The organism is Enterovibrio gelatinilyticus, from assembly GCF_028683095.1.
Taxonomy (GTDB): domain Bacteria; phylum Pseudomonadota; class Gammaproteobacteria; order Enterobacterales; family Vibrionaceae; genus Enterovibrio; species Enterovibrio gelatinilyticus.
Genome location: NZ_JAJUBC010000028.1, coordinates 14,101 through 35,943 on the forward strand (window position 1 = coordinate 14,101; position 21,843 = coordinate 35,943).

Consider the following 21,843-nt stretch of genomic DNA (forward strand, 5'->3'; position numbering starts at 1 on the left):
CGCGCAGTTTGCCAACAATCCTGATATAGTCCTGCCCCTGTTTTTATCCGCCATTACCCTGGCATTACATTCTGGAATTTTCCTGTGACCACACAAGCATTCTCTACCCTGCCGTTGAAAGCCGAATTGCTTTCTACACTTACTGATATTGGCTACACGGAAATGACGCCTATCCAAGCACAAAGCCTTCCAGCCATTATCGATGGGAAAGATGTCATTGGTCAGGGTAAAACAGGCTCAGGTAAAACTGCGGCATTTGGCCTTGGCTTGCTCAATCGCCTAAATGTAAAACGCTTCCGCGTTCAATCACTGGTTTTGTGCCCAACACGCGAGCTGGCAGATCAAGTTGCTATTGAGCTTCGTAAATTAGCCCGTGGTATCCACAACATCAAAATACTGACGCTGTGTGGCGGTGTTCCAATGGGACCACAGATTGGCTCGCTTGAGCATGGTGCTCACATTATTGTTGGCACACCAGGCCGTATTCTTGATCACCTTGATAAAGGCCGTCTGTCACTAGAAGAAGTGAACACACTGGTTCTTGATGAAGCTGACAGAATGCTTGAGATGGGTTTCCAACCTGCTTTGGATGCTATTTTCCAAGACATGCCAGCAAACCGCCAAACACTGCTATTCAGTGCGACCTTCCCAACGCAGATCCAAAGCATCAGCCGTCAAATCATGACCGCTCCAGTGATGGTTAAAGTTGAGTCAAACCACGATAGCAGCAGCATTTCTCAGCACTTTTATGAGTGCAACAGTAACAAAGATAAAATGCGTGCCCTACAGCTATTGCTGCTCAAACACCAACCAGAAAGCGCCGTGGTATTTTGTAATACCAAACGTGACGTTAAAGATGTAGCTGCAGTGCTCGATAACGAAGGTTTCTCTGTAGTTGCACTGCATGGTGATCTTGAGCAACGCGACCGTGACCAAATGTTACTCAAGTTTGCTAACAAAAGTGTCACCGTTATGGTTGCTACCGACGTCGCGGCACGCGGTCTAGATATTGAAGCGCTAGATGCGGTAATCAACTACGACATGGCATTTGATACCGAAGTACACATTCACCGTATCGGTCGTACAGGTCGAGCTGGAAGCGAAGGTGCAGCACATACCTTCTTTGGCAAAGAAGATGGTTATAAGATTGCATTACTGCAAGACTACCTAAACCATGACATTAAAGGCGAAGCGCTTCCAGACGATTCAGCCATGAACAACATGCCTCGCACTCCTTTGATGACAACATTGCACATCGAAGCAGGTAAGAAAAACAAAGTTCGCCCAGGCGATATTCTCGGTGCATTGACCGGTGATGATGGAATCCAGGGCAGCGAAGTGGGTAAGATTAAAGTCACCGATTATCGTTCGTATGTTGCAGTAAAACGAAATGTTGCAAAACACGCTTTGAATAAGCTGTCTTCAGGCAAAATCAAAGGCCGTACTTACCGCGTTTGGCAATTACGCTAATCGAACAAGCTATATAGTGCGCCATATCGCACTGTAAAAAATGCCCTCATCCAGAAATGGCATGAGGGCATTTTCGTTTTTTGTCCAAGCTGACTTTCTTATTTGCTGACTTTCTTAATTGCTGCTTCTGCACATGCTACGTCTAAATGACCGCCTGGGGCACCTCCCACACCAATAGCACCAACAACCGCACCTTTCACTGTCAATGGCAAACCACCCGCAAGTAGCAATAGGTTGTCATCCATGTTCTGCAGAGGTTGTAAGATGGGCTTTTCGTCAATGAGCTTCATCAGTTTACCTGTTGGCTGTTTCATACTCGCCGCAGTGAATGCTTTCTGACGAGAGCTCTCAAGCGTATGTGAACCTGCTTTATCGTCACGTAACTGCGCTAGCACACGCCCAGCCGGGTCTACAACGGTCGCTGTCACTGCGTAACCCTCTTTTTGACACTGTTCAACAGCTTTCACAGCAAGCGCTAATGCTGAATCTGTTGATAAAGAAGGGACACTAACAGTGTCGATTTTTGCTTGTGCAGAAAAAGTGGTAAAAAGCGCCGTACCAAGAACGAACGTACACATTTGGGTTGCTGATTTCATACCTAAATCTCCATGAGTTCATCATATTGCTCGCAACACAATCTAACTCCCCCAAATTGCCCCATACTTTCATAAACATTACACCTTAGTAATGAACGCCAAATCCCATGTTCACTTTGGTAAGTTACGGAGAACACAGCAAAGGAGACAACCATTGAATCTACTGATCGTGGAAGATGATGTTCACATTCAGCGCTTCTTAACCCAAGGTTTCGAGCAGGAAGGATGCACGGTGACGTTGGCAAGTTCAGGCAATGAAGGGCTGTATTACGCCACTCATGATCAATTTGATGTGGTCATTTTAGACATCATGCTGCCAGAAATGGATGGCTTAGAAATGCTTCGCCAATTGAGAGGACAAGGGTTTATCGTTCCTGTCATTATTCTCAGTGCCAAACATTCAGTGGAAGAAAGAGTGAGCGGGCTCCAATGTGGTGCTGATGACTATCTAGTGAAGCCCTTTGCGTTTACCGAATTGCTCGCGCGCTGCCACACAGTGACTCGACGTGCGCAACCTGACAATGCCATTTCGACCCAATTACATTACGACGACCTGCAATTAGACATCATCAAGAGAGAACTCATCAGGGCCAACCTCGCTATCCCCCTCAACAAACGGGAATATGCTCTCACAGAACTCTTTCTACGCAACCCCGAAAGAGTACTGTCGAAAACCGTTATCTTGGAACAAATTTGGGGGTATCAGTTCGACCCTCAAACCAATGTTGTAGATGTATTGGTGTGTAGATTGCGATCTAAGGTTGATAAAGATTTTAAGCTCCCTCTTATTCACACCATTAGAGGGGTTGGCTATGTCCTCAGAAAAGAGTGTTAGGAACGCTCTGACACAAACACAAAAGGCGCTTTTTTTTCGTTTTGTCGCAGTATTGCTGACCTGCTTGCTCATCGTACAAATGGTTATCGCAGTCTTGTTGCTCTATAGGATGCATAGTAATGACATCAAAATTCTTTCTTCTATGGGTGCAGAATACCAACGTATATTGACCTTTAATGGCGCCGAAAAATTAACCCATGTGGTAGTAGCAAACCCTGAAAGGCTTCAAGAAAACAACATAACGGTGTTGAAACAAGATGTACCAAACACCACGACTTTTCACTCGGTGTCAGGTGCGGAATTAACCCCAACCGTATCAGCGTTGACTGCTTTTTCCACTAAGATCTCCAACGCTAAGTCTTCTGTACCCAACAATGAATTATCAGATACTGAAAATTGGTATCAGCAACTGATAACCGAGTCCTTTCTAACGGTGCCTTTGGTCGCCAAAGACCAAGGTTACATTATGGTGCAGCCCACTTTTTCCAATTTAGATACGGTTATCAATGAATGGTATCGAATAGGGCTTGCACTACTCGTGTTGGCCACCATCAGTCTTTTATTTGTTTGGCGACTTATCCATTCTACGCTATCTCCGTTGTTTATCTTGGCACGGCAACTTGATGACGCTAGTCAAAGCCCTCTGGAGAGTATGAGCGATACCTTGAACTTGGCGAAACAGGCCAACAAGAACGATCTTTCCAGTATCAACCGTAGCGTGAATTTATTGCTAATTCGGCTGCACAAAGTAATCAAAAGCATGGATGACACGGTAAATGCCATTGCACACGACCTGAGAACGCCACTGTCCCGTCTGAGGCTGTCTGCTGAGAAAGGATTACTCACAGACACAGAGAGTGAGAATAGCGCTGTAGTAATGAAAGACGCCTTAGCCGACTGTTTAGAATCATCCAATCAAACCGATCAAATGCTTACTACCTTACTGAAAATCAATGATGAAGTCGCAGGACGCCTTACTCCCAAGCTTTCTCAAGTGGATATCAATGCAACGTTGACGAAAGTTGCTGGTTGGTACGAGGAAACAGCGGAGGACCAATGCATTCAATTAGATGTTATAAAAAACGCGTCTTCAACTTTACTAACCGATGAGGAAAAGCTCATCCAGATATTGGTTAACCTTATTGATAACGCCCTAAAGTTCACACCGAAAGGTGGCAAGATTCAATTGGCTTATTACGAGAGAAATGGCTTTGGCAGTATTGCAGTAACGGACTCTGGCATTGGCATTCAAGAAGACAAACACGCTTTAATTTTCAAGAAACTCTATCGTGCCGATGAAAGCAGAACAACTGAGGGCTACGGTCTAGGGCTCGCCCATGCTATGGCTATTGCAGAAAGTTTAGGTGGGCAATTGACGGTTGATTCAACAGTCGGCAAAGGCAGTACCTTCACGATTCGTTTAACACGAAATACGTCGCAATAAATACATGGGCGAGTACCAGCACATCGCCCATGTAATTCTCTAAATCAGCGGGTGGAGCGAGCGGCGCAGGTATTCCTGCGGCTCATCACAATCAAGATAATCGCAGGGATGTTCATCAAAATGCCGTATAAGAGAGGCGTCAGCGCCAATTGCGGCTGATTGAGTTGAACCACAGCAACGAATATCGCCGTACCAGCATTTTGAATACCCACTTCAATGGATAGTGTTTTCGACAATGTCGTGTCACCGCCCAACCCTTTCGCAACGACCACTCCCAACGCCATGCCGAGAAAACAAAGAAGGAGCACCGCGATAGAGGCGACGGAAAAGAGTTGATTAAACACTTTCGTGTTCGCTGCCAGGGTAATTGCCACAGTAAAAAAGAGTGCCCATAACGCCGTGCGACCAGCAAACTGAGCAAATCGCTCAAAGCCTGCCGACGAACAATAGTGCTTAATCGCCATCCCAAGCAACACAGGCAATAAAGTCACCGCTATAAGCTGCAGGATAGCTGTCTTCAAAGGAATAATGGCTGAAACATCAGACAACACAAATGGCAGCATTAAAGGCAAGCTAAACGGAATGATCAAACTACTGATCGCCGTCATCGTTATGGAGAGTGCAGAGTCCCCGCCACAAAGGTGACAGATAGCATTTGACGATGCACCGCCAGGCGCCAACGCCAATATCCAAAGCCCTACCGCGACCACCTCAGGCAGGTTAAATAATTGAATCAAGCAATACGCTATGCTGGGTAAACCAATGAGCTGCGCTGACAAGCCTGCAGCCACTTTACCGGGGAATTGGGAAACACGCTTAAAATCCGCCACAGTGAGAGTTAACCCCACACAGAACATCATCCACGCAAGCGCAACGGGCAAGCCAATGGTGAGCATGGTTTGGCTCATAAAATATCCTTACTGACGTAGAAACAGCCTACCCTTTGCTTTTGTTTCATTTTGCTTGTACTTGGCAGGCTGAAATATCAAAACAATCTATCAGATCAAAAAAGGCGAACAGTGTGTTCGCCTTTAAACTCGAGGGAGCATCAAACTTATGCGTTGCCCTTAACTTGGAGTTGCAGATCGGCAGCGAAATCTAACATGCGATTCAGTGGGATCAGAGATTTCACGCGAATTGCTTCATCGACAAAAATCTCGTGGTCTTGACCGCCATCTCGTAGCGCAGTCTCAATCGCTTTCAAACCGTTCATTGCCATCCAAGGACAGTGAGCACAACTACGACAGGTTGCCCCTGCTCCCGCGGTTGGCGCTTCAATCAATTCTTTATCTGGCACGACTTGCTGCATTTTGAAGAAAATGCCTTTGTCTGTCGCGACAATCATTTTCTGCTGAGGAAGTTCTTTAGCCGCCTTGATAAGCTGACTCGTTGAGCCGACAGCATCTGCCAGTTGTACCACACTTGCTGGAGACTCAGGATGAACCAGAATCGCAGCGTCAGGATACACCGCTTTCATATCACGTAGTGCTTTTGCAGAAAATTCGTCGTGTACTACACATTCACCTTGCCACAACAGCATATCAGCGCCAGTTTTTTCCGCAATATAAGCGCCTAGGTGGCGGTCAGGCCCCCAAATAATTTTCTTGTCTTGCTCGTCGAGGTGCTCGACGATTTCTAATGCAATCGATGACGTTACTACCCAGTCAGCACGCGCTTTTACCGCAGCCGATGTATTGGCGTAAACCACCACCGTATGATCAGGGTGAGCATCGCAAAACGCAGAGAACCTGTCCTCAGGACAACCGAGATCCAGCGAACATTCGGCTTCCAGCGTTGGCATGATCACATTCTTTTCTGGCGTCAAAATTTTCGCACTTTCACCCATAAAGCGAACACCCGCAATAAGCAGTGTTTTCGCTGGATGTTTGTTGCCAAACTTCGCCATTTCAAGAGAGTCACCAACAAAGCCGCCCGTTTCTTCGGCCAGCGCTTGGATTTCAGGGTCAGTGTAATAGTGGGCAATCATCACTGCGTCTTTTTCAATTAGCAGTTGTTTGATGTTTTCGATGTAGTCTGCTTTTTGCTGGGCAGACAACACTTCTGGTTTCGGAGGGAAAGGATATACCGTCTCGGCGGTATTAATAATCTGGCTCATCGACTTACTCAGATTTACTAGCAATTCGAGTATTATACCCAGCTTAAGGTGAAATTTTCATCCTTTAAACTTGCACGACTTCAAGATGTTTACAACCAACGCGTTAGCGACAAAGAAAGGTTGCTTGGGATAAACATTTGAACGGGTAAATGTTATTTCTCAGCCGCAGAAAAAAGAAACCGGCTTAACGCCGGTTCTCGAGAATATATTGATCAATGAAAGCTATTTAAGCTTCTTCTCAGCTTGATTTGCCGTTGTCGTACCAGGGTATTCTTTAACAACTGCGCTAAATAGACTTTTCGCAGTAGCCACATCACCTTGTTTCTCGGCGATCATCCCCAATTTCAACATCGCATCTGCACGCTTGCTTGACTTAGCAACTTGGCTCACCGCAGTGAAATGCGTCTTAGCCGCTGCGAGATCGCTTTTGGAGAAATACAATTGGCCTAGCCAATAATGGGCATTGGGCTTGTAAATCGATTCAGGATATTTCGCAAGAAACGCATTGAAAGCGTCGGTAGCACCCGCGTAGTTTTTCTCTTTCAGAATGAGATTTACGGCTGCGTCGTATTGTGCGTTTTCAGATTGATCTGAAGAATATGACTCTTTCGATGCTGTATCTTCAGGCTTGGTAACCACAGCGGGTGCTGGCTTAGCATTTCTCACCGCGTCTACCTCTCGGTAAAGCTCGCGCTGACGCTCCAACATCTGTTGTAATTCGTAGCTATTTCTTTCGACATTACCGCGCAACTCATCCAGCTCGCCAGCCATTAGCTCTAGCTGGTTTTGCATGTCAATCTGCATCTGATTGCGCGCTTCTAATAGTCGCTCCAACCGCTCTACAGAGCTATTACTGCCTAACTCAGTCACCGGAGCAGGTGCGGCAGCCACAGGGGCCGCCACACTGACCAGTAACGCCAGCGAAAGAGAACGCAAAGTGTTACTGTTCATAGGATTTACCTTCTAATTAGTAAACCAGAACCGCACGACGGTTCTTAGCGTAAGCTTCTTCACCTTGGCCAAGAACCAAAGGTTTTTCTTCGCCGTAGCTCACGATAGCAATTTGAGAAGATGGAACACCCAGTGCTTGCAAGTATTTAGCTACTGCGTTTGCACGACGCTCACCCAACGCGATGTTGTACTCAGGTGTACCGCGCTCATCGGCATGACCTTCAACAACCACTTTGATCTCTGCATTTGCGCGCAGGAATACTGCGTGTGCATCTAGCATATCTTCAAATTGTGGCAACACTGAGTAGTCATCAAAACCAAAGTAAACAGTTTGCGACTGACGCAATTCGTTGTTACGAATCTCTTGCTCAGTCAGGCTGCCTTGACCGCCATCTACTGGCGTTACAATGGTGGTTTCTGAACCTTTGTTAGTTTCAGAACCCGTGCTATCAGTAGAGCTATCGCTTGAGCTACATGCTGCCAGTGTAAACATAGGCAGCGCTACAGCCAAACCCTTAAGTACTTTGTTAAGTTGCATCTTGTTTTCCTTTATATCAAATAAGCGCAAATATTATTGGTATGGGGACCACGCAGGCGCTCTCACCCGACCATTTGTAGCTGGTAAACGTGCTTTAAATCGTCCATCAATAGAAACCAATGAAAGTACGTTGTTACGTCCGTAAACCGAGCTGTAAATTACCATGCTGCCATTTGGGGCAAGGCTTGGAGATTCATCCAACATTGTCTTAGTTAGAATTTCTACCGCACCCGACTGCAAATCTTGTTTTGCAATGTTGTAGCCCGAGTCCGAGCGGTGCACCATTACAAGGTATCTACCATCCGGAGTCAGTTGACCACCGAGATTCTGGCTGCCTTGCCAAGTGATTCGGTTAGCAGAACCATCGGCTAAATTTACTCGATAAATCTGTGGTTTACCACCCCGGTCTGACGTAAAGATCAAAGACTTCCCGTCCGGATCCCAGAAAGGCTCGGTGTTGTTCGCTCGTCCTTTGGTAATTTGCTCCATTTTACGTGTTTTCAGATCTAACACGTAGATTTGCAAACTACCGGTTTTTGACAGCACCAAAGCGAGTTTGCTTCCATCAGGAGAAAAACGCGGTGAGCCATTGTGACGCGGGAACGACGAGAGCATTTCGCGCTCACCGGTGTAGATGTTCATGATAAATATTTGAGCTTGGCCGTTCTCAAAACTCACGTAAGCCAATTGTTTGCCATCAGGTGACCAAGCAGGAGACATTAACGGTTGCTTAGAGCGCAATACCAATAGTTCGTTATAGCCATCATAGTCAGCTATGCGAAGTTGATAAGGATGCTCCGCTTTATCATCGATAACAACGTAAGCGATTCGCGTCAAAAACGCGCCTTTCTCTCCTGTTAGCTTCTCATAAACCAAATCGGAAATACGGTGTGCATATTGGCGAAGCTGGTTAGCGGCAACAGTCTTGCGGTTATTGAGAAGAAGATGATCTTTAGTCAGAACCAACTCGCCCGAGGTAGATAACCCTTTGCTTTGCCCGCCAGTAAGCTGCCCACGAACCACATCAATAAGCTGGTATTCAATCAGGTACTTGCCATCAGGTGTTGGGCTGATTTTCCCGGTAACTAAGGCATCAACCCCCATCGCAGTCCAATCATTAAAGTCAACGCTAGCTTCGCTATACGGCGTTTGTGGCATTTTATCCGTCGGTACGGGGCTAAATTTACCACTACGCTGCAAGTCTGAGGCAATCACAGACGACACATCGGTGGGTAGCTTACCCTCGCCTTCCCATTTAAACGGGATAATTGCGATAGGACGTGCTGAGTTTACCCCTTCAGTGATGACCAGTTTTAGCTCAGCTTGCGCGGGTTGAATGGCCGCAAGCACTAGCGTAATCACACCAAAGAATACGCGTTTCAACATGAAGAATCCCTCTTACTCTGGTTTGACAGTCAGCTCAATATTTTGAAGCTGAGCCGCAACATCTTTATCTTCCGGCATCGGGAAGGATGACACTTTCAATACAGCGGTTTTCGTCGCCCGACACAGTGACGCGTTTCCACCTACTTCTGTCACATCTAACAACAAGCCACTGCCGGCTATCCGCATTTTCACTACACACTCTTGACCCAGAAAACTATTGTCTACCAATAAGTTCTGGCGAATCATTTGCGTGTAAATTGCGCCATATCTTGAAACTTCGTCACTGACAAATCGCCCTCGAGCCGAACCTCTGTTTTCAGATTCGGACTCGAGACCGCTAAAAAGCTCGTTAAGAGCAGCCTCCTGCTCTGCTTGCTTCTTACGTGCGGCTTCAGCCTTACGTTCAGCTTCTACACGAGCAGCCTCTGCTTTTCGTGCTGCTTCTTCCGCTTTTTTCTGCTCAGCGATTTTTTGCTTACGCGCCTCTTCAGCTTTGCGGGCTTCTTCTTCTGCGCGTTTTTTCTCAGCTATTTGACGTTCGCGTTCTTCTTCCGCTTTCTTGCGTTCTTGCTCAGCTCGAACACGTTCTGCTTCGGCTTTCTTCGCTGCCTCTTCGGCTTTACGCTGTTCCGCGACTTGGCGTTTACGTTCAGCTTCAGCAGCTGCAGATTTTTCTTGCGCGATACGTGTTGCTTCTTCAGCCTTACGTTGCTCTTCGGCTGCTTTCTGGCGAGCTTCAGCATTTCGTTTACGCTCTGTTTCTGCTTCGCGTGCCGCTTTCTCTGCAGTTAGCTTTTCGGCTCTTAGTTCACGCAAGCGTTTTTCTTCTTGCTCACGCTGCTTCTCTAGTAAATCGGCTTGCTGTTCTAAACGTCGTAAGCGGTCATCTTCCTGACGCTTAGCTTCATCGCGTTGCTGTCGAATTTTACGGGCTTGTTCACTGACCACACTTGGGTCAATCACCACCGCTTCAATACTCTGTCCTGATGGCTGATGCGAGACTCTAGTGAAATCAGCCCCCCAAAGAAGCCCCACGAAAAGCGCGGTATGTAACAATACAGATATGACCGTAGCGCCCGTATATCCTTTATTATCGTTATTCTTCATTCAGTTTCTCATTTCATGAATTATGCGGTTCGGTCATTAGCCCCACGGATGAGACTCCCGCACTACTCAATGCGTCCAATGTTAAAATGATTTCTGAATAAGGTACGCGTCCGTCGCCTCCCACTAATACGGGAGATTTAGGATTGATTTCCAATTCAGCTTTTACGCGTACCAGTATATCTTGCATAGAAAGACCACGAGCCATATCACCGTTATTGACACTCAAGCCTAAGCCGCCATTTTGATCGACTTCAACAATAATAAAAGCACCACTGTCTTCTTCCTTCGCGAGTTCTGCGGCAGTTTTCGCCGTCGATGTCTGTGGTAACTCAACATCCACGCCTTGTGTGACAAAGGGGGCCGTTACCATGAAGATAATCAGCAACACCAACATGACATCAATGTAAGGAACGACGTTGATTTCCGCCGTCATCTTCCTACGTTTAGGTTGATAAGCCATGGCTTACTCCTTAGGTGCTGCAAACGCCTGACGGTGTAAAATGCTCGAAAACTCTTCCATGAAGTTCACATAGTTATTTTCGAGTTTACCAACTTTAGATGTCAGCTTGTTGTATGCCATTACCGCGGGTATTGCTGCGAACAGGCCCATTGCCGTTGCCACAAGTGCCTCTGCGATACCAGGCGCCACCATGGCGAGCGTGGCTTGCTTAACCGCACCCAGTGCAATAAACGCGTGCATGATGCCCCAAACCGTACCAAACAAGCCGATGTATGGGCTAATCGAACCGACCGTGGCAAGAAATGGCAGGTTGGTTTCCAGTGATTCCACTTCTTTCGAGAGCGAAACTCGCATGGCGCGTGACGTCCCCTCCATCACCGCATCAGGCACTTTGCCATTGCTACGGTGCAAACGAGCGAACTCTTTAAATCCAGAGTAAAAAATTTGCTCGCTTCCTGAGAGCGAATCTTTACGCGCTTGAACTTCTTGAAAGAGTTGCGATAAATCCATGCCAGACCAAAAACGGTCTTCAAAGCGTTCCGCTTTAGTGACAGCTTGGGAAAGCACTTGAGAACGTTTGATGATCATCGCCCAAGACATGACAGACATGCCCAGCAGCACCAACATCACTGCTTTTACTAACAGACTGGCCTGTAAGAACAGATCAAGAATTGACAGTTCAGCGCTCACTTAAAATCTCCGATTGAATCGATGTAGGAATAGATTTAGGTTTCTTTTTCTCAGAGTCGATACAGGCTACCTTAACCGTAGCTCGACACAACACATCACCGTTTGAATTCACTAAATCTTGACAGAATGTCATGCTCACTCGACGTAGCTCTGACACCATAGTTTGAACAGTCAGCGCCTCATCAAGTGTTGCGCCTTTAAAAAAGTCCATATCCATGTGACGAACCACAAATGCCGTATTTTCTTCAAAGAGTGTCTGTTGATTGACACCGATACTACGTAATAGTTCGGTTCTCGCACGTTCGAAGTACTTGATATAGTTCGCATGATAAACAAGTCCACCCGTGTCTGTGTCTTCGTAGTAGACGCGAATTGGCCAGCTGAATGGAGGGCTAGTGCTCATCCGGATAATTACCTGAAATCCATATTAAGGTTTAACGAAATACTATAACTGACTTACTCAAGATATTGAAAGCACGAAGCAACGTAGCAGGTCACGAATGGCGCAAAATAAAACAGCCTGAGGCCAATGGCACTCAGGCTGATGCATAGGTGAGCAGTCACTGCGTCTTTAAATGAATGCACTCGATAGGATATAAATCATCACAATCCATGCAAATGGCGGGAAGAACACCAATTGCCACAGCCAAAAACGCGGTTTAAACCCCATACCGTGAATAAACCCAGTACACGTTGCCCAAATCAATGCTGGGGCATTGGTGAGAGTAAACCCACCAATTTTATCCGCGAATGACTGAGGGTCCCAAATCACAAGACCCGCACATGTCACCGCCAACACCAGTGAAAACAACATCAAAACACGCTGAAGAAGACGATCATGAAGACCGTCTAACATCATTGTGAATCTATTTTTCACTGTCGTGATCCATGGCTTCGGTGTGTTCCAGCCAAAGCGCATTGATGATACCGAACGAGCACGCCAGCAATACACCTAGAATCCAAGCGAAATACCACATGGTTAACTCCTTCTCTTAGTACAGTGAGGTTTTGTTGTCTTCGATGAACTTGTCATCCAGACGACCAAACATTTTGTAGTAACACCAAGCGGTGTAGGCAAGAATGATTGGCACCATCACGAAAGCAACAACTGTCATGATATTCAGCGTCAATTCACTCGAGGTTGCATCCCACATGGTCAAGCTGTGCGAAGGCACTAGGCTTGATGGCATTACGAATGGGAACATTGCAAAGCCTGCGGTCAAAATAACGCCCGCAATCGCAAGGCTGTTAAACAAGAAAGCAAAGCCATCACGCTCGAAACGCGCACAAACAGCAACCAGAAGTGGCATAAACACCGCTAACGCTGGCGCAGCCCATAGCATTGGGTAGGTTTCATAGTTATTGAACAACGCGCCCGTTAGGGTCACCACGTCTTTGTTCAGTGGGTTTGACGTCGCGTGAGTCACGATTTCACTCGTGATCACATAGAACTCGATGTTCTGAGCCCAGAAGCCAGCCAGTGCAAAGCAAACTGCGGTTAGCACAGAGGTCACCTGAGCCACGGTGCGCGCACGGGTGTGCAGTGCGTCAGTGGTTTTCATCTGCAAGTACGCGGCGCCTTGGGTCAGAATCATGAACAAACTAACCAAGCCACACAGAATCGCAAACGGGTTTAGCAGACCAAAGAAGCCGCCCTTGTATGTTGGAACCAAGAATTCACTCAGCTCAAACGGTACGCCCTGAAGCAAGTTACCAAATGCCACACCAAAAATGATTGGTGGAACAAAGCTACCAATGAAGATGCCCCAGTCCCACGTTTTACGCCAGCGTGGGTCTTCAATCTTAGAACGGTAATCGAAACCAATTGGGCGGAACCAAAGTGCCGCTAGGGTTAAGATCATCGCCAGATAGAAACCTGAGAAAGACACGGCATAGACCAAAGGCCAAGCTGCGAACAATGCACCACCCGCGGTGATTAACCAAACTTGGTTACCATCCCAGTGAGGTGCAATGGAGTTAATCATAACGCGGCGTTCGTTATCGGTTTTACCGATCACTGGCACGAGTGCGCCAACGCCCATATCAAAACCATCTGTCACGGCGAAACCGATCAGTAGAACACCGATCAGTAGCCACCAGATTAAACGTAAAATTTCGTAATCAAACATCGCTCAAGCTCTCCTTATGCTTCAAGTTGACGCGCAAGATCCGTTTCCGGAGACTTTTGCTGTTCAAAGTGATAACGGCCTGTCTTCAAGCTGCTTGGTCCTTTACGCGCGAACTTAACCATCAGGTAAACTTCGGCAATAAGGAACACGGTGTACAACAGGACAATCGCAACCAGTGAGGTAATGATCTCAGAGGCTGGCAAGTTAGATGCTGCCATGTGTACCGGTAGGATTTCACCCACAGCCCATGGCTGACGACCATACTCTGCAACGAACCAACCCGCTTCACTCGCGATCCAAGGCAGTGGGATACCGATAAGAGCAAGTTTCAGAATCCATGGTTTCTGATCAATTTTCTGGCGGCATGTTTGGAAGAACGCCATACCAAAGATGAACAGCATCGCGAAGCCACACGCAACCATGATGCGGAAACTCCAGAACAACGGAGCCACCTGCGGAATAGAATCTTTGGCTGCTTGTTTGATTTGCGCTTCTGTTGCATCGACTACGTTGTCTGTGTGTTCTTTCAGCAATAGGCCGTAACCAAGGTCGCCCTTCACATCATCGAATGCAGCAACGTTTTCAGCAGATTTATCACCAGAACGAAGCTTCTCAAGCAAACCATATGCAATCATACCGTTGCGAATACGCACTTCGTGTTCATCAATCAGATCACGCAAACCAGTGACTTCTTTATCAAACGAACGCGTCGCGATAATACCCATCACATAAGGGATCTTGATGGCGTAGTCGGTTTCCATGGTCTCTTGGTTTGGGAAGCCAAACAGGGTAAACGCAGCAGGAGCGGGTTCTGTGTGCCACTCTGCTTCAATTGCGGCAAGTTTCACTCGCTGCACGTCACCAAGCTCGTAGCCAGACTCATCACCCAGCACGATAGTAGACAGGATACCCGCCATACCAAACGATGCGGCAATAGCAAATGAACGACGAGCAAATGCAACGTCGCGGCCTTTTAGTAGGTAGTAAGCACTGATACCCAGGACAAACATTGCCCCCGTGGTGTAGCCCGCAGCTACCGTGTGTACAAACTTAACCTGAGCAACTGGGTTAAGTACCACTTCCGCAAAGCTCACCATTTCCATACGCATGCTTTCGAAATTGAATTCAGCGCCGATCGGATTTTGCATCCAACCATTCGCCACCAAAATCCAAAGCGCAGAGAAGTTTGAGCCAATTGCCATTAACCAAGTAACGGTAAGGTGTTGGCGTTTGGTTAGGCGGTCCCAACCGAAGAAGAACATACCCACAAGCGTCGATTCGAGGAAGAAAGCCATAAGGGCTTCAATCGCTAGAGGTGCACCAAAAATGTCGCCGACGTAATGAGAGTAATATGCCCAGTTAGTACCGAACTGGAACTCCATTGTTAGGCCTGTTGCCACGCCTAGTGCGAAGTTGATACCGAAAAGCTTACCCCAGAACTTAGTCATGTCCTTGTAGATTTGCTTGTCCGTCATCACATACAACGACTCCATAATGGCAAGCAGGAATGCCATACCTAGAGTCAGTGGGACAAATAAGAAGTGATACATCGCGGTGAGAGCAAATTGGAACCGCGACAGATCCACAATATCAGTTAACATAGTAACTCCTTCCTCGTCAGGCTGACTGACGCGCGATACTTTCGTATCGATAAGTAAATGCTTAAACACATGCGCGCCTTACGTGACGCGCTTAACAGAGCTTCCTTACGGGAGCCGTGTGAACGACTCTCCTTTTTTATGTTGCATGTATGTTTTTCACTGGTTAGGATTTTGTTAAGCAACACCTAATATAGTGACAGCTAATACTAATCATTATGTGGAGCCGCTTCAAAGCATTTGGGTGTTTCACTCTTTGATTGCTGTCTAATTAATCAATTTTTACTGTCTCAAATCGACCCTTTGTTAGATCTTGATCAATTTCGATGCGCAAAATTGACAACAGACGAACGAATCTAGCACGTGATTTCCGCACTAGAGAGTATGAGGTAGTAATCTGAAAATAGAAAAGGCCAGCAGAAATGCTGGCCTTTATGCGTCATTTTCGACGAGGTAAGCGATGACCTACTCGGGTAAATCAAACCCAAAGTGCAGATAAGCACGCTGACTAGCAATACGTCCTCGCGGAGTACGTTGCAGGTAACCTTGTTGAATCAGGTATGGTTCCAGCACGTCTTCAATCGTATCTTTTGCTTCACCTATAGCTGCAGCAAGGTTATCGAGGCCCACTGGACCACCATCGAACTTTTCAATGATCGACTTTAGAAGCTTTCTGTCCATATAGTCGAAGCCACGATTATCAACGTCTAGCATATCCAAGGCTTTAGAAGCGATATCAGCATTGATCTCGCCATCAGCTTTTACTTCGGCGTAATCACGTACACGGCGCAGAAGGCGGTTTGCAATACGCGGTGTGCCGCGTGCACGTTTCGCAATCTCATAAGCCCCTTCTTCATCAATCACTAAGTTCAAACAGTTTGCACTTCGCTGAACAATGCCTTTCAAGTCGGCAACGTTGTAGTACTCAAGACGCTGCGTAATACCAAAACGGTCACGCAGTGGTGACGTTAGTGAGCCTGCACGGGTGGTCGCCCCTACCAACGTAAACGGTGGTAAATCAATTTTGATTGAACGCGCCGCAGGACCTTCACCGATCATGATATCCAGCTGATAGTCTTCCATCGCGGGATACAACACTTCTTCAACCACAGGGCTTAGACGGTGGATTTCATCAATGAATAATACGTCGTGAGGTTCAAGGTTGGTCAGCAATGCGGCCAAATCACCCGCTTTTTCGAGAACGGGGCCAGAGGTGGTACGGATATTCACATCCATCTCATTGGCAACAATGTTTGCTAAGGTAGTTTTCCCCAGCCCAGGTGGGCCGAAGATCAGCAAATGATCGAGTGCTTCTTCGCGCTTTCTCGCTGCATGGATGAAGATTTCCATTTGGCTGCGCACATGATCCTGACCTTTGTAGTCTTCCAACATCTTAGGTCGAATCGCACGGTCAATGATCTCGTCTTCTTTCATTGGTGGTACTGAGCTTATCAGGCGATCTGCTTCAATCATCTCATCGGCTCCATTACACCATCGAACGCAATGCGTCGCGGATGATGGCTTCGCTGGTCATGCCATCATGGGCTACCTGCTTCACCACTTTCTCAGCTTGTGCTGCTTTGTAACCAAGCGCAATCAGAGCGCTCATGGCTTCATCTTTAGGGTTGGTTGACGCTGCCACCACCGTACTTGTGCTGCTTTCACGACGGGCAGCCGCGTCAGCATGTGGTGTGAGCAAATCAAAGGCATGCCAGTTCTTCAAACGGTCACGCATTTCAATGACCAAGCGTTCCGCCGTTTTCTTACCAACACCTGGGATTTTCACCAACGTCGACACATCTTCGCGCTCTACACTGTCAACAAACTGTGTGGCTGTCATGCCAGACAAAATAGCGAGACCCAATTTAGGCCCAACACCGTTAGCTTTAATGACTTCGCGGAACAACGCGCGCTCAACCGTGGTGTTAAAACCATAAAGCAATTGTGCATCTTCACGCACAACAAAATGGGTATAAACAATGGCTTCTTCACCAGCGTCTGGAAGCTCATAGAAGCAACTCATCGGCATACTGACTTCATAGCCAATACCGTTGACTTCTAGAAGGATTTCAGGGGGTTGTTTTTCAAGCAGGGTTCCGCGTAATCGACCAATCACAGTGTGGACTCGTTTTTTTGGTATTAATTGACGTTAGGATAATAAACAACTGGATAGATATCCAGTTTTAATCCCTGAGCACCACCAGAAATGCCAGCGCGATCCGCGTGATTGACGCGCTTTATCCATTAGGGAAAATCGAAACTGGCAACGAAGCATGTGCGGTGCCGACCTATCTGTAAAACTGGAACCCACATACTGAGGCTTATAAATAGCAAAAAAAGTAGGGTGCAAACCCTACCTTTTAATTGCCTAATTGCCGGAAACGTCAAGCTTTAAAACACACAGTGTTTAGCGAAATCTGTTGCTTCATTGGCGGACCAATCGCCTTTTGGCTTTTCTTTTAACTCTTTGCACCAATCATCACTGCCAACTTCTGGCGAACAACCCGCGACAAAAAATACGACCGCTAACATAGCGAACATTTTCTTCATGTTACTTTCCTTGTGCTTCATCTTAACGTTTCGTGAACAGCCTACGCTTAGCAAAACTGGCAACCATCTCGACTTGGTAAAGGCAATCACACGTTACCATCTGATTGCTATCAACCAACGTCGGAGAATAAACCAACGCTACACGCCCTTCGCAAGTGCATCAGACTCAGCAAAGTACAACAAAGTCACAGCAATGCACTTGAATGCACATCTCAATAGGAAAGAGTCATCAGCAATATTGTATTGTTTCGTGAACTCAGTGACCGTAAACGTACCTACACAGGTCAATTAGTTAGCAGACTATACCCAGTCAAACTGAAGACGCTCGATTTCTGAGACCATCAGTGCGTCCCTCCCTTTGGGCGAATTTAATGACGCCATGCTCGGTGTTATCCCTTTTTGATGGAGAGCACTTCATTGGATTCAGAGACAACAAGCTGCAATGATGCAAACTCACGATACAAGGCGCTCGTTTCCATTAATTCTTGATGGGAACCACTCGCTACCAACTGGCCATCATCAAGAACCAAAATACGGTCAGCATTCACTACGGTTGCAAGGCGGTGAGCAATCACTAACGAGGTTTTCCCTTCCATCAGGGTATCCAATGCTTGTTTGACCTGATGTTCACTGACAGCATCCAATGCGCTGGTTGCTTCATCCAACAGCAAAATAGGACGGTCTGCCAAGATAGCGCGAGCTATCGAAATGCGCTGTTTTTGCCCACCAGACAAACGCACACCGCGTTCACCCAATTCCGTGAGGTAGCCGTGTGGTAAGGCTTCAATAAATTCATGAGCACGTGCTGCTTTACACGCTTCAATTACTTTTTCTTCACTCGCATCGGGCGCACCATACCGTACGTTTTCCAATACGTTAGTTGCAAAAATCACCGACTCTTGTGGCACCAAAGCAAACTGGTCACGAAGCGTTTTTAATGACATGTCTTTAAGCGGCACACCGTCTAACAATGTTTTTCCGTTTTGGATATCAAAAAAACGTTGAAGCAAGGTAAACACTGAGCTTTTCCCTGCCCCACTCGGCCCGACTAAAGCGACTCGCTCTCCCGCTTTTACATCAAACGATAAAGACGAGAAAACAGGCAGGTTTTCATCACCCGGATAAGTAAATGAAACATCAGAAAACGTCACATTACCTTTCGCATGGGAAGGAAAATCAACAGGTGAATCAGGATCTTGGATATCAGATTGCATACGCGAAAGCTCTATCAAACGCTCCGTTGCACCTGCTGCGCGTTGAATGTCGCCAATCACTTCACTGATGGTTGCCACTCCCCCTGCGACTAACAAGGCATAAAACATAAAGGCGGATAACTGACCCGCTGTCAACGAGCCATCCAACACATTTAATGCGCCAACCCATGTCACGAGAATAATCGCAACAATACTAAGCAATACCACAGAAGCCATTAACGACGCACGGTAACGAATGCGCAGTCTCGCTGCATCCATAACTGCTTCAACACGTGATGAGAAATGAAAAGAGTCTGCCTCTTCATGACCATAAGATTGAACGGTACGGATCTCGTGTAGTGTTTCATCGACGTGCGAACCAAGATCTGCCACTTTGTCTTGGCTCACTCTGGCTAACTGCCGCACTTTGCGCCCCAACACGCCAATAGGTACCAACACAACAGGCACGGCGAGCAATACCAAGCCCGTTAACGTTAGGCTTGTGACCGCCATCATGATCAAGCCACCTGTGACTGACACAGCAGATCGAAGTGCCATCGACAAACTCGACCCAACCACGGTTTGCAGCAACGTCGTATCCGCCGTAAAACGGCTGATCACTTCGCCAGTTCGCTCTTTGGCGTAAAACGTTGGAGATAAATGTAGAAGCTGTTGGTAGACCTTAATGCGGATGTCGGCGCTCACGCGTTCGCCTAGCCAACTCATAAGGTAGAAACGGAAAAAAGTGGCAATGCCGCTGACAAAAGTAATCGCGAGGATCACTAACATCATCTGATCAAGACGCGATGCGTTGCCCGTCAGGAACCCATCATCGACGATGAGTTTGACGCCTTGGCCGAGAGCAAGCCAGCTGAGTGAACCCAGCATGAGGAAGATAACCGCGCCAATCACACGCGAACGATAAGGCGCAAGAAAGCTAGCAATCCATGTCAAAACAGAACGCGTACTTTGAGATGCTGGTAATGTGGACGTTGGCACGGCGAGTCCTTTCTACGAATGATTGGCTTACTATACCCAAACTCCCTGAATATACCCAAGAAACCTGAATAAGCTCTCCGTGCACCTGCTCACTTCAACCTTCGATTTATCCTTTGTGTAAGAATATTTAGCTTCAGCTAACGACGCAACTGATGTGCAAGAACGATTTTTGACACCTTGTCGTCGGAGAACCAATAAACGATGCCATTTTCGTTATCCACTAGATGCTTCGCCGACTTGCTGGCTCTAAGAGTACGTTCAACCTTGCTTCTACTCTCGCCAATCGACAGGTAATTTGCATCTTTATAACTACGGTCAAAGATAATGATTGTTCTTACTTTGCCATCTAAATGATTAATCGTGGCATCGAATTTTTTATAGCGATATTTCGTAAAATTATCGTATTCCACTACGCGAGCCGCTTTTCCATGATGATGTTTTAACGACTGCAGCGTCGACTGTCCGACTTTTATATTTTTGTATTCCGAATCGTAATTCATCACATCATCAAACGCGTGAACAGCGTCAGATAAAACAGCGAAAAGTAAGACAATGAATAGAGCGGAGATGTGTTTGAACATATTTCTTGTCCCTAAGTATCTGCAGGTAAACAAACGTCAAAGGGACAAGTGAAACATGTTTATTACATAAAACCGATTGTGATGGAGAACTTCGCTATCAACATCACTGAAAATTCGATGTTGTTACAGCGTTTTCCTTCACTCAATCAACCTGTTCCAGATCGCCTTTTCTTGTTTGATAAAGCAAAAACGCCGCTGACACCCACACTAAACACGCCATCACAAACAAGATTCCACCATCATTGCCGACAACTTCACCCGCTTCATTAAACACAGGCTGCGCAACGCCAATTGGCGTGAAAAGGTGGAAGAAGATAGCGCCAGTCATGGTGCCGACCGCCATGAATGCGCCGAGTGCATGAAGACGTGTGAACAGTAAGATCGATGCGATAAGTTCAGCAATGCCCACCATGTAAGCACCGTACTGACCAAACCATGCCAGCCCAGACCACTCACCCAATGTGCCAAAGATAAATGTGGTTTCAGGTGAACCTGTAAACTTGAAGAAGAGCGATTGCACAAACACAAACGCGATAAAGATGCACAAACCCCATTTAACATATTTCATTGTCACTCCGCCTTATAACACCCTGAAATCAAGTCATTTAACGATAGGAAAAAGCACATGTTTTGCCACTTTTCCGAGTGAGAAGTGTGCTTCCTAACATCCATATTTTTCCCTATATCGCGTGGCAGCACTCAGTACATGGTGTTCCCATTTTTTGTTTCTGATGGCACTTCTTGGATTGCATCCCAGTGCTCTACAATTTTTCCATTGTCATCAAAACGGAAAAAATCCATGGTGACGTACTGAACACTTCCAGGCCATGTTTGTAGCGTATGAAGCGCTACTAATTCGCCCTGTGCTATTGCCCGAACAAACTCAATCTCTTTATCAGGATAATCCCGTGCCATTTCGTCAAAGTAGTCGATAAATGCTTGTTTACCGTCACCTACAAGCGGGTTGTGCTGGATGTATTCATCCCCAACATATTGCTCAACTGCCTTTGCAGGCTCGCCCATGTAAGCGGTTTGATAGAACGCAATCGCGCTCTGTTTCATTTGTTCCAAATCATGCCCCATAACTAGACCCTCTTTATCATTAAAACATTACAAGCCAAACAGGATTTATACTTATCTTCACACAACTAGAAGATAGAAAAGTGCACGTTACTTCAGTGTCAAACGCCACCATAACGA

24 protein-coding genes are annotated in these 21,843 nt (G+C 46.7%); 3 read left to right on the forward strand and 21 right to left on the reverse strand.

The features are described 5' to 3' along the window. Nucleotides 1–84 precede the first annotated feature (84 nt). A complete protein-coding gene (dbpA, locus tag LRP50_RS19600; protein WP_274166143.1) occupies nt 85–1,470 on the forward strand; it encodes an ATP-dependent RNA helicase DbpA in 1,386 nt (461 codons plus the stop codon). 98 nt (nt 1,471–1,568) lie between these two features. Here the strand turns inward: dbpA and LRP50_RS19605 are convergent, their stop codons facing one another. Next, nucleotides 1,569–2,066, reverse strand: a complete 498-nt coding sequence (locus LRP50_RS19605) for a GlcG/HbpS family heme-binding protein (RefSeq protein WP_274166144.1) — start codon at nt 2,064–2,066, stop codon at nt 1,569–1,571. A 154-nt stretch (nt 2,067–2,220) separates the two neighbouring features. Here LRP50_RS19605 and LRP50_RS19610 point away from each other — a divergent pair, with 154 nt between their 5' ends. After that, nucleotides 2,221–2,901 carry a response regulator gene (locus LRP50_RS19610; protein ID WP_274166145.1) on the forward strand — a complete coding sequence of 227 codons (681 nt, stop codon included), beginning with the start codon at nt 2,221–2,223 and terminating at the stop codon, nt 2,899–2,901. Then, nucleotides 2,879–4,345, forward strand: a complete 1,467-nt coding sequence (locus LRP50_RS19615) for a sensor histidine kinase (RefSeq protein WP_274166146.1) — start codon at nt 2,879–2,881, stop codon at nt 4,343–4,345. Before LRP50_RS19610 ends, LRP50_RS19615 begins: the two co-directional genes overlap by 23 nt. A 44-nt stretch (nt 4,346–4,389) precedes the next feature. Here the strand turns inward: LRP50_RS19615 and LRP50_RS19620 are convergent, their stop codons facing one another. The 20 genes from LRP50_RS19620 to LRP50_RS19715 form a co-directional block, all read right to left on the reverse strand. Further along, entirely contained in the window at nt 4,390–5,253 is an 864-nt protein-coding gene (locus tag LRP50_RS19620) for a bile acid:sodium symporter family protein (RefSeq protein WP_274166147.1), read from the reverse strand. A gap of 146 nt (nt 5,254–5,399) precedes the next feature. Further along, a complete protein-coding gene (gene nadA, locus LRP50_RS19625; protein WP_274166148.1) occupies nt 5,400–6,461 on the reverse strand; it encodes a quinolinate synthase NadA in 1,062 nt (353 codons plus the stop codon). Nucleotides 6,462–6,683: 222 nt separating this feature from the next. Beyond that, entirely contained in the window at nt 6,684–7,412 is a 729-nt protein-coding gene (gene ybgF, locus LRP50_RS19630) for a tol-pal system protein YbgF (RefSeq protein WP_274166149.1), read from the reverse strand. A 16-nt stretch (nt 7,413–7,428) separates the two neighbouring features. After that, the gene (gene pal / locus LRP50_RS19635) at nt 7,429–7,950 is read right to left on the reverse strand and encodes a peptidoglycan-associated lipoprotein Pal (protein ID WP_274166150.1); all 522 of its coding nucleotides are present in this window, start codon (nt 7,948–7,950) and stop codon (nt 7,429–7,431) included. A 33-nt stretch (nt 7,951–7,983) separates the two neighbouring features. After that, nucleotides 7,984–9,336 (reverse strand): Tol-Pal system beta propeller repeat protein TolB, encoded by a 1,353-nt coding sequence (gene tolB / locus LRP50_RS19640; RefSeq protein ID WP_274166151.1) that lies wholly within the window; start codon nt 9,334–9,336, stop codon nt 7,984–7,986. A gap of 12 nt (nt 9,337–9,348) precedes the next feature. Next, nucleotides 9,349–10,443, reverse strand: a complete 1,095-nt coding sequence (gene tolA, locus LRP50_RS19645; protein WP_274166152.1) for a cell envelope integrity protein TolA — start codon at nt 10,441–10,443, stop codon at nt 9,349–9,351. A gap of 13 nt (nt 10,444–10,456) precedes the next feature. After that, nucleotides 10,457–10,903, reverse strand: a complete 447-nt coding sequence (tolR, locus tag LRP50_RS19650; protein ID WP_274166153.1) for a protein TolR — start codon at nt 10,901–10,903, stop codon at nt 10,457–10,459. Between the two features lie 3 nt (nt 10,904–10,906). Next, nucleotides 10,907–11,593 carry a protein TolQ gene (gene tolQ, locus LRP50_RS19655; RefSeq protein WP_274166154.1) on the reverse strand — a complete coding sequence of 229 codons (687 nt, stop codon included), beginning with the start codon at nt 11,591–11,593 and terminating at the stop codon, nt 10,907–10,909. After that, entirely contained in the window at nt 11,583–11,996 is a 414-nt protein-coding gene (gene ybgC, locus LRP50_RS19660) for a tol-pal system-associated acyl-CoA thioesterase (protein ID WP_274166155.1), read from the reverse strand. The genes tolQ and ybgC overlap by 11 nt, the downstream gene beginning before the upstream one ends. A gap of 168 nt (nt 11,997–12,164) precedes the next feature. Then, nucleotides 12,165–12,449, reverse strand: a complete 285-nt coding sequence (gene ybgE, locus LRP50_RS19665; protein ID WP_274166201.1) for a cyd operon protein YbgE — start codon at nt 12,447–12,449, stop codon at nt 12,165–12,167. A 10-nt stretch (nt 12,450–12,459) separates the two neighbouring features. Further along, a complete protein-coding gene (cydX, locus tag LRP50_RS19670) occupies nt 12,460–12,570 on the reverse strand; it encodes a cytochrome bd-I oxidase subunit CydX (RefSeq protein ID WP_028025171.1) in 111 nt (36 codons plus the stop codon). Nucleotides 12,571–12,585: 15 nt separating this feature from the next. Then, on the reverse strand, nt 12,586–13,722 hold the full coding sequence (gene cydB / locus LRP50_RS19675; protein WP_274166156.1) for a cytochrome d ubiquinol oxidase subunit II: 1,137 nt from the start codon (nt 13,720–13,722) through the stop codon (nt 12,586–12,588). A 14-nt stretch (nt 13,723–13,736) separates the two neighbouring features. After that, nucleotides 13,737–15,323: a cytochrome ubiquinol oxidase subunit I gene (gene cydA / locus LRP50_RS19680; RefSeq protein WP_274166157.1), complete on the reverse strand. Its 1,587-nt coding sequence runs from the start codon at nt 15,321–15,323 to the stop codon at nt 13,737–13,739. A 462-nt stretch (nt 15,324–15,785) separates the two neighbouring features. Further along, entirely contained in the window at nt 15,786–16,793 is a 1,008-nt protein-coding gene (gene ruvB, locus LRP50_RS19685) for a Holliday junction branch migration DNA helicase RuvB (protein WP_028025168.1), read from the reverse strand. 13 nt (nt 16,794–16,806) lie between these two features. Further along, a complete protein-coding gene (gene ruvA, locus LRP50_RS19690; protein WP_274166158.1) occupies nt 16,807–17,436 on the reverse strand; it encodes a Holliday junction branch migration protein RuvA in 630 nt (209 codons plus the stop codon). A 275-nt stretch (nt 17,437–17,711) separates the two neighbouring features. Continuing rightward, a complete protein-coding gene (locus tag LRP50_RS19695; RefSeq protein WP_016961277.1) occupies nt 17,712–17,870 on the reverse strand; it encodes a DUF3012 domain-containing protein in 159 nt (52 codons plus the stop codon). A gap of 389 nt (nt 17,871–18,259) precedes the next feature. After that, the gene (locus LRP50_RS19700; RefSeq protein WP_274166159.1) at nt 18,260–20,062 is read right to left on the reverse strand and encodes an ABC transporter transmembrane domain-containing protein; all 1,803 of its coding nucleotides are present in this window, start codon (nt 20,060–20,062) and stop codon (nt 18,260–18,262) included. A 137-nt stretch (nt 20,063–20,199) separates the two neighbouring features. Next, on the reverse strand, nt 20,200–20,643 hold the full coding sequence (locus LRP50_RS19705; protein WP_274166160.1) for a hypothetical protein: 444 nt from the start codon (nt 20,641–20,643) through the stop codon (nt 20,200–20,202). A gap of 142 nt (nt 20,644–20,785) precedes the next feature. Beyond that, a complete protein-coding gene (locus LRP50_RS19710; RefSeq protein WP_274166161.1) occupies nt 20,786–21,211 on the reverse strand; it encodes a hypothetical protein in 426 nt (141 codons plus the stop codon). 131 nt (nt 21,212–21,342) lie between these two features. Further along, nucleotides 21,343–21,726: a nuclear transport factor 2 family protein gene (locus LRP50_RS19715; RefSeq protein ID WP_274166162.1), complete on the reverse strand. Its 384-nt coding sequence runs from the start codon at nt 21,724–21,726 to the stop codon at nt 21,343–21,345. Nucleotides 21,727–21,843: the final 117 nt, after the last annotated feature.

What these genes read in the sequence shown, in the direction of transcription:
- LRP50_RS19605 (WP_274166144.1), bottom strand. Translation starts at nt 2,066, where the DNA reads ATGAAATCAGCAACCCAAATGTGTACGTTCGTTCTTGGTACGGCGCTT.
- LRP50_RS19615 (WP_274166146.1), top strand. Translation starts at nt 2,879, where the DNA reads ATGTCCTCAGAAAAGAGTGTTAGGAACGCTCTGACACAAACACAAAAG.
- LRP50_RS19620 (WP_274166147.1), bottom strand. Translation starts at nt 5,253, where the DNA reads ATGAGCCAAACCATGCTCACCATTGGCTTGCCCGTTGCGCTTGCGTGG.
- nadA (WP_274166148.1), bottom strand. Translation starts at nt 6,461, where the DNA reads ATGAGCCAGATTATTAATACCGCCGAGACGGTATATCCTTTCCCTCCG.
- ybgF (WP_274166149.1), bottom strand. Translation starts at nt 7,412, where the DNA reads ATGAACAGTAACACTTTGCGTTCTCTTTCGCTGGCGTTACTGGTCAGT.
- pal (WP_274166150.1), bottom strand. Translation starts at nt 7,950, where the DNA reads ATGCAACTTAACAAAGTACTTAAGGGTTTGGCTGTAGCGCTGCCTATG.
- tolB (WP_274166151.1), bottom strand. Translation starts at nt 9,336, where the DNA reads ATGTTGAAACGCGTATTCTTTGGTGTGATTACGCTAGTGCTTGCGGCC.
- tolA (WP_274166152.1), bottom strand. Translation starts at nt 10,443, where the DNA reads ATGAAGAATAACGATAATAAAGGATATACGGGCGCTACGGTCATATCT.
- tolR (WP_274166153.1), bottom strand. Translation starts at nt 10,903, where the DNA reads ATGGCTTATCAACCTAAACGTAGGAAGATGACGGCGGAAATCAACGTC.
- ybgC (WP_274166155.1), bottom strand. Translation starts at nt 11,996, where the DNA reads ATGAGCACTAGCCCTCCATTCAGCTGGCCAATTCGCGTCTACTACGAA.
- ybgE (WP_274166201.1), bottom strand. Translation starts at nt 12,449, where the DNA reads ATGTTAGACGGTCTTCATGATCGTCTTCTTCAGCGTGTTTTGATGTTG.
- cydX (WP_028025171.1), bottom strand. Translation starts at nt 12,570, where the DNA reads ATGTGGTATTTCGCTTGGATTCTAGGTGTATTGCTGGCGTGCTCGTTC.
- cydB (WP_274166156.1), bottom strand. Translation starts at nt 13,722, where the DNA reads ATGTTTGATTACGAAATTTTACGTTTAATCTGGTGGCTACTGATCGGT.
- cydA (WP_274166157.1), bottom strand. Translation starts at nt 15,323, where the DNA reads ATGTTAACTGATATTGTGGATCTGTCGCGGTTCCAATTTGCTCTCACC.
- ruvB (WP_028025168.1), bottom strand. Translation starts at nt 16,793, where the DNA reads ATGATTGAAGCAGATCGCCTGATAAGCTCAGTACCACCAATGAAAGAA.
- LRP50_RS19695 (WP_016961277.1), bottom strand. Translation starts at nt 17,870, where the DNA reads ATGAAGAAAATGTTCGCTATGTTAGCGGTCGTATTTTTTGTCGCGGGT.
- LRP50_RS19705 (WP_274166160.1), bottom strand. Translation starts at nt 20,643, where the DNA reads ATGTTCAAACACATCTCCGCTCTATTCATTGTCTTACTTTTCGCTGTT.
- LRP50_RS19710 (WP_274166161.1), bottom strand. Translation starts at nt 21,211, where the DNA reads ATGAAATATGTTAAATGGGGTTTGTGCATCTTTATCGCGTTTGTGTTT.
- LRP50_RS19715 (WP_274166162.1), bottom strand. Translation starts at nt 21,726, where the DNA reads ATGGGGCATGATTTGGAACAAATGAAACAGAGCGCGATTGCGTTCTAT.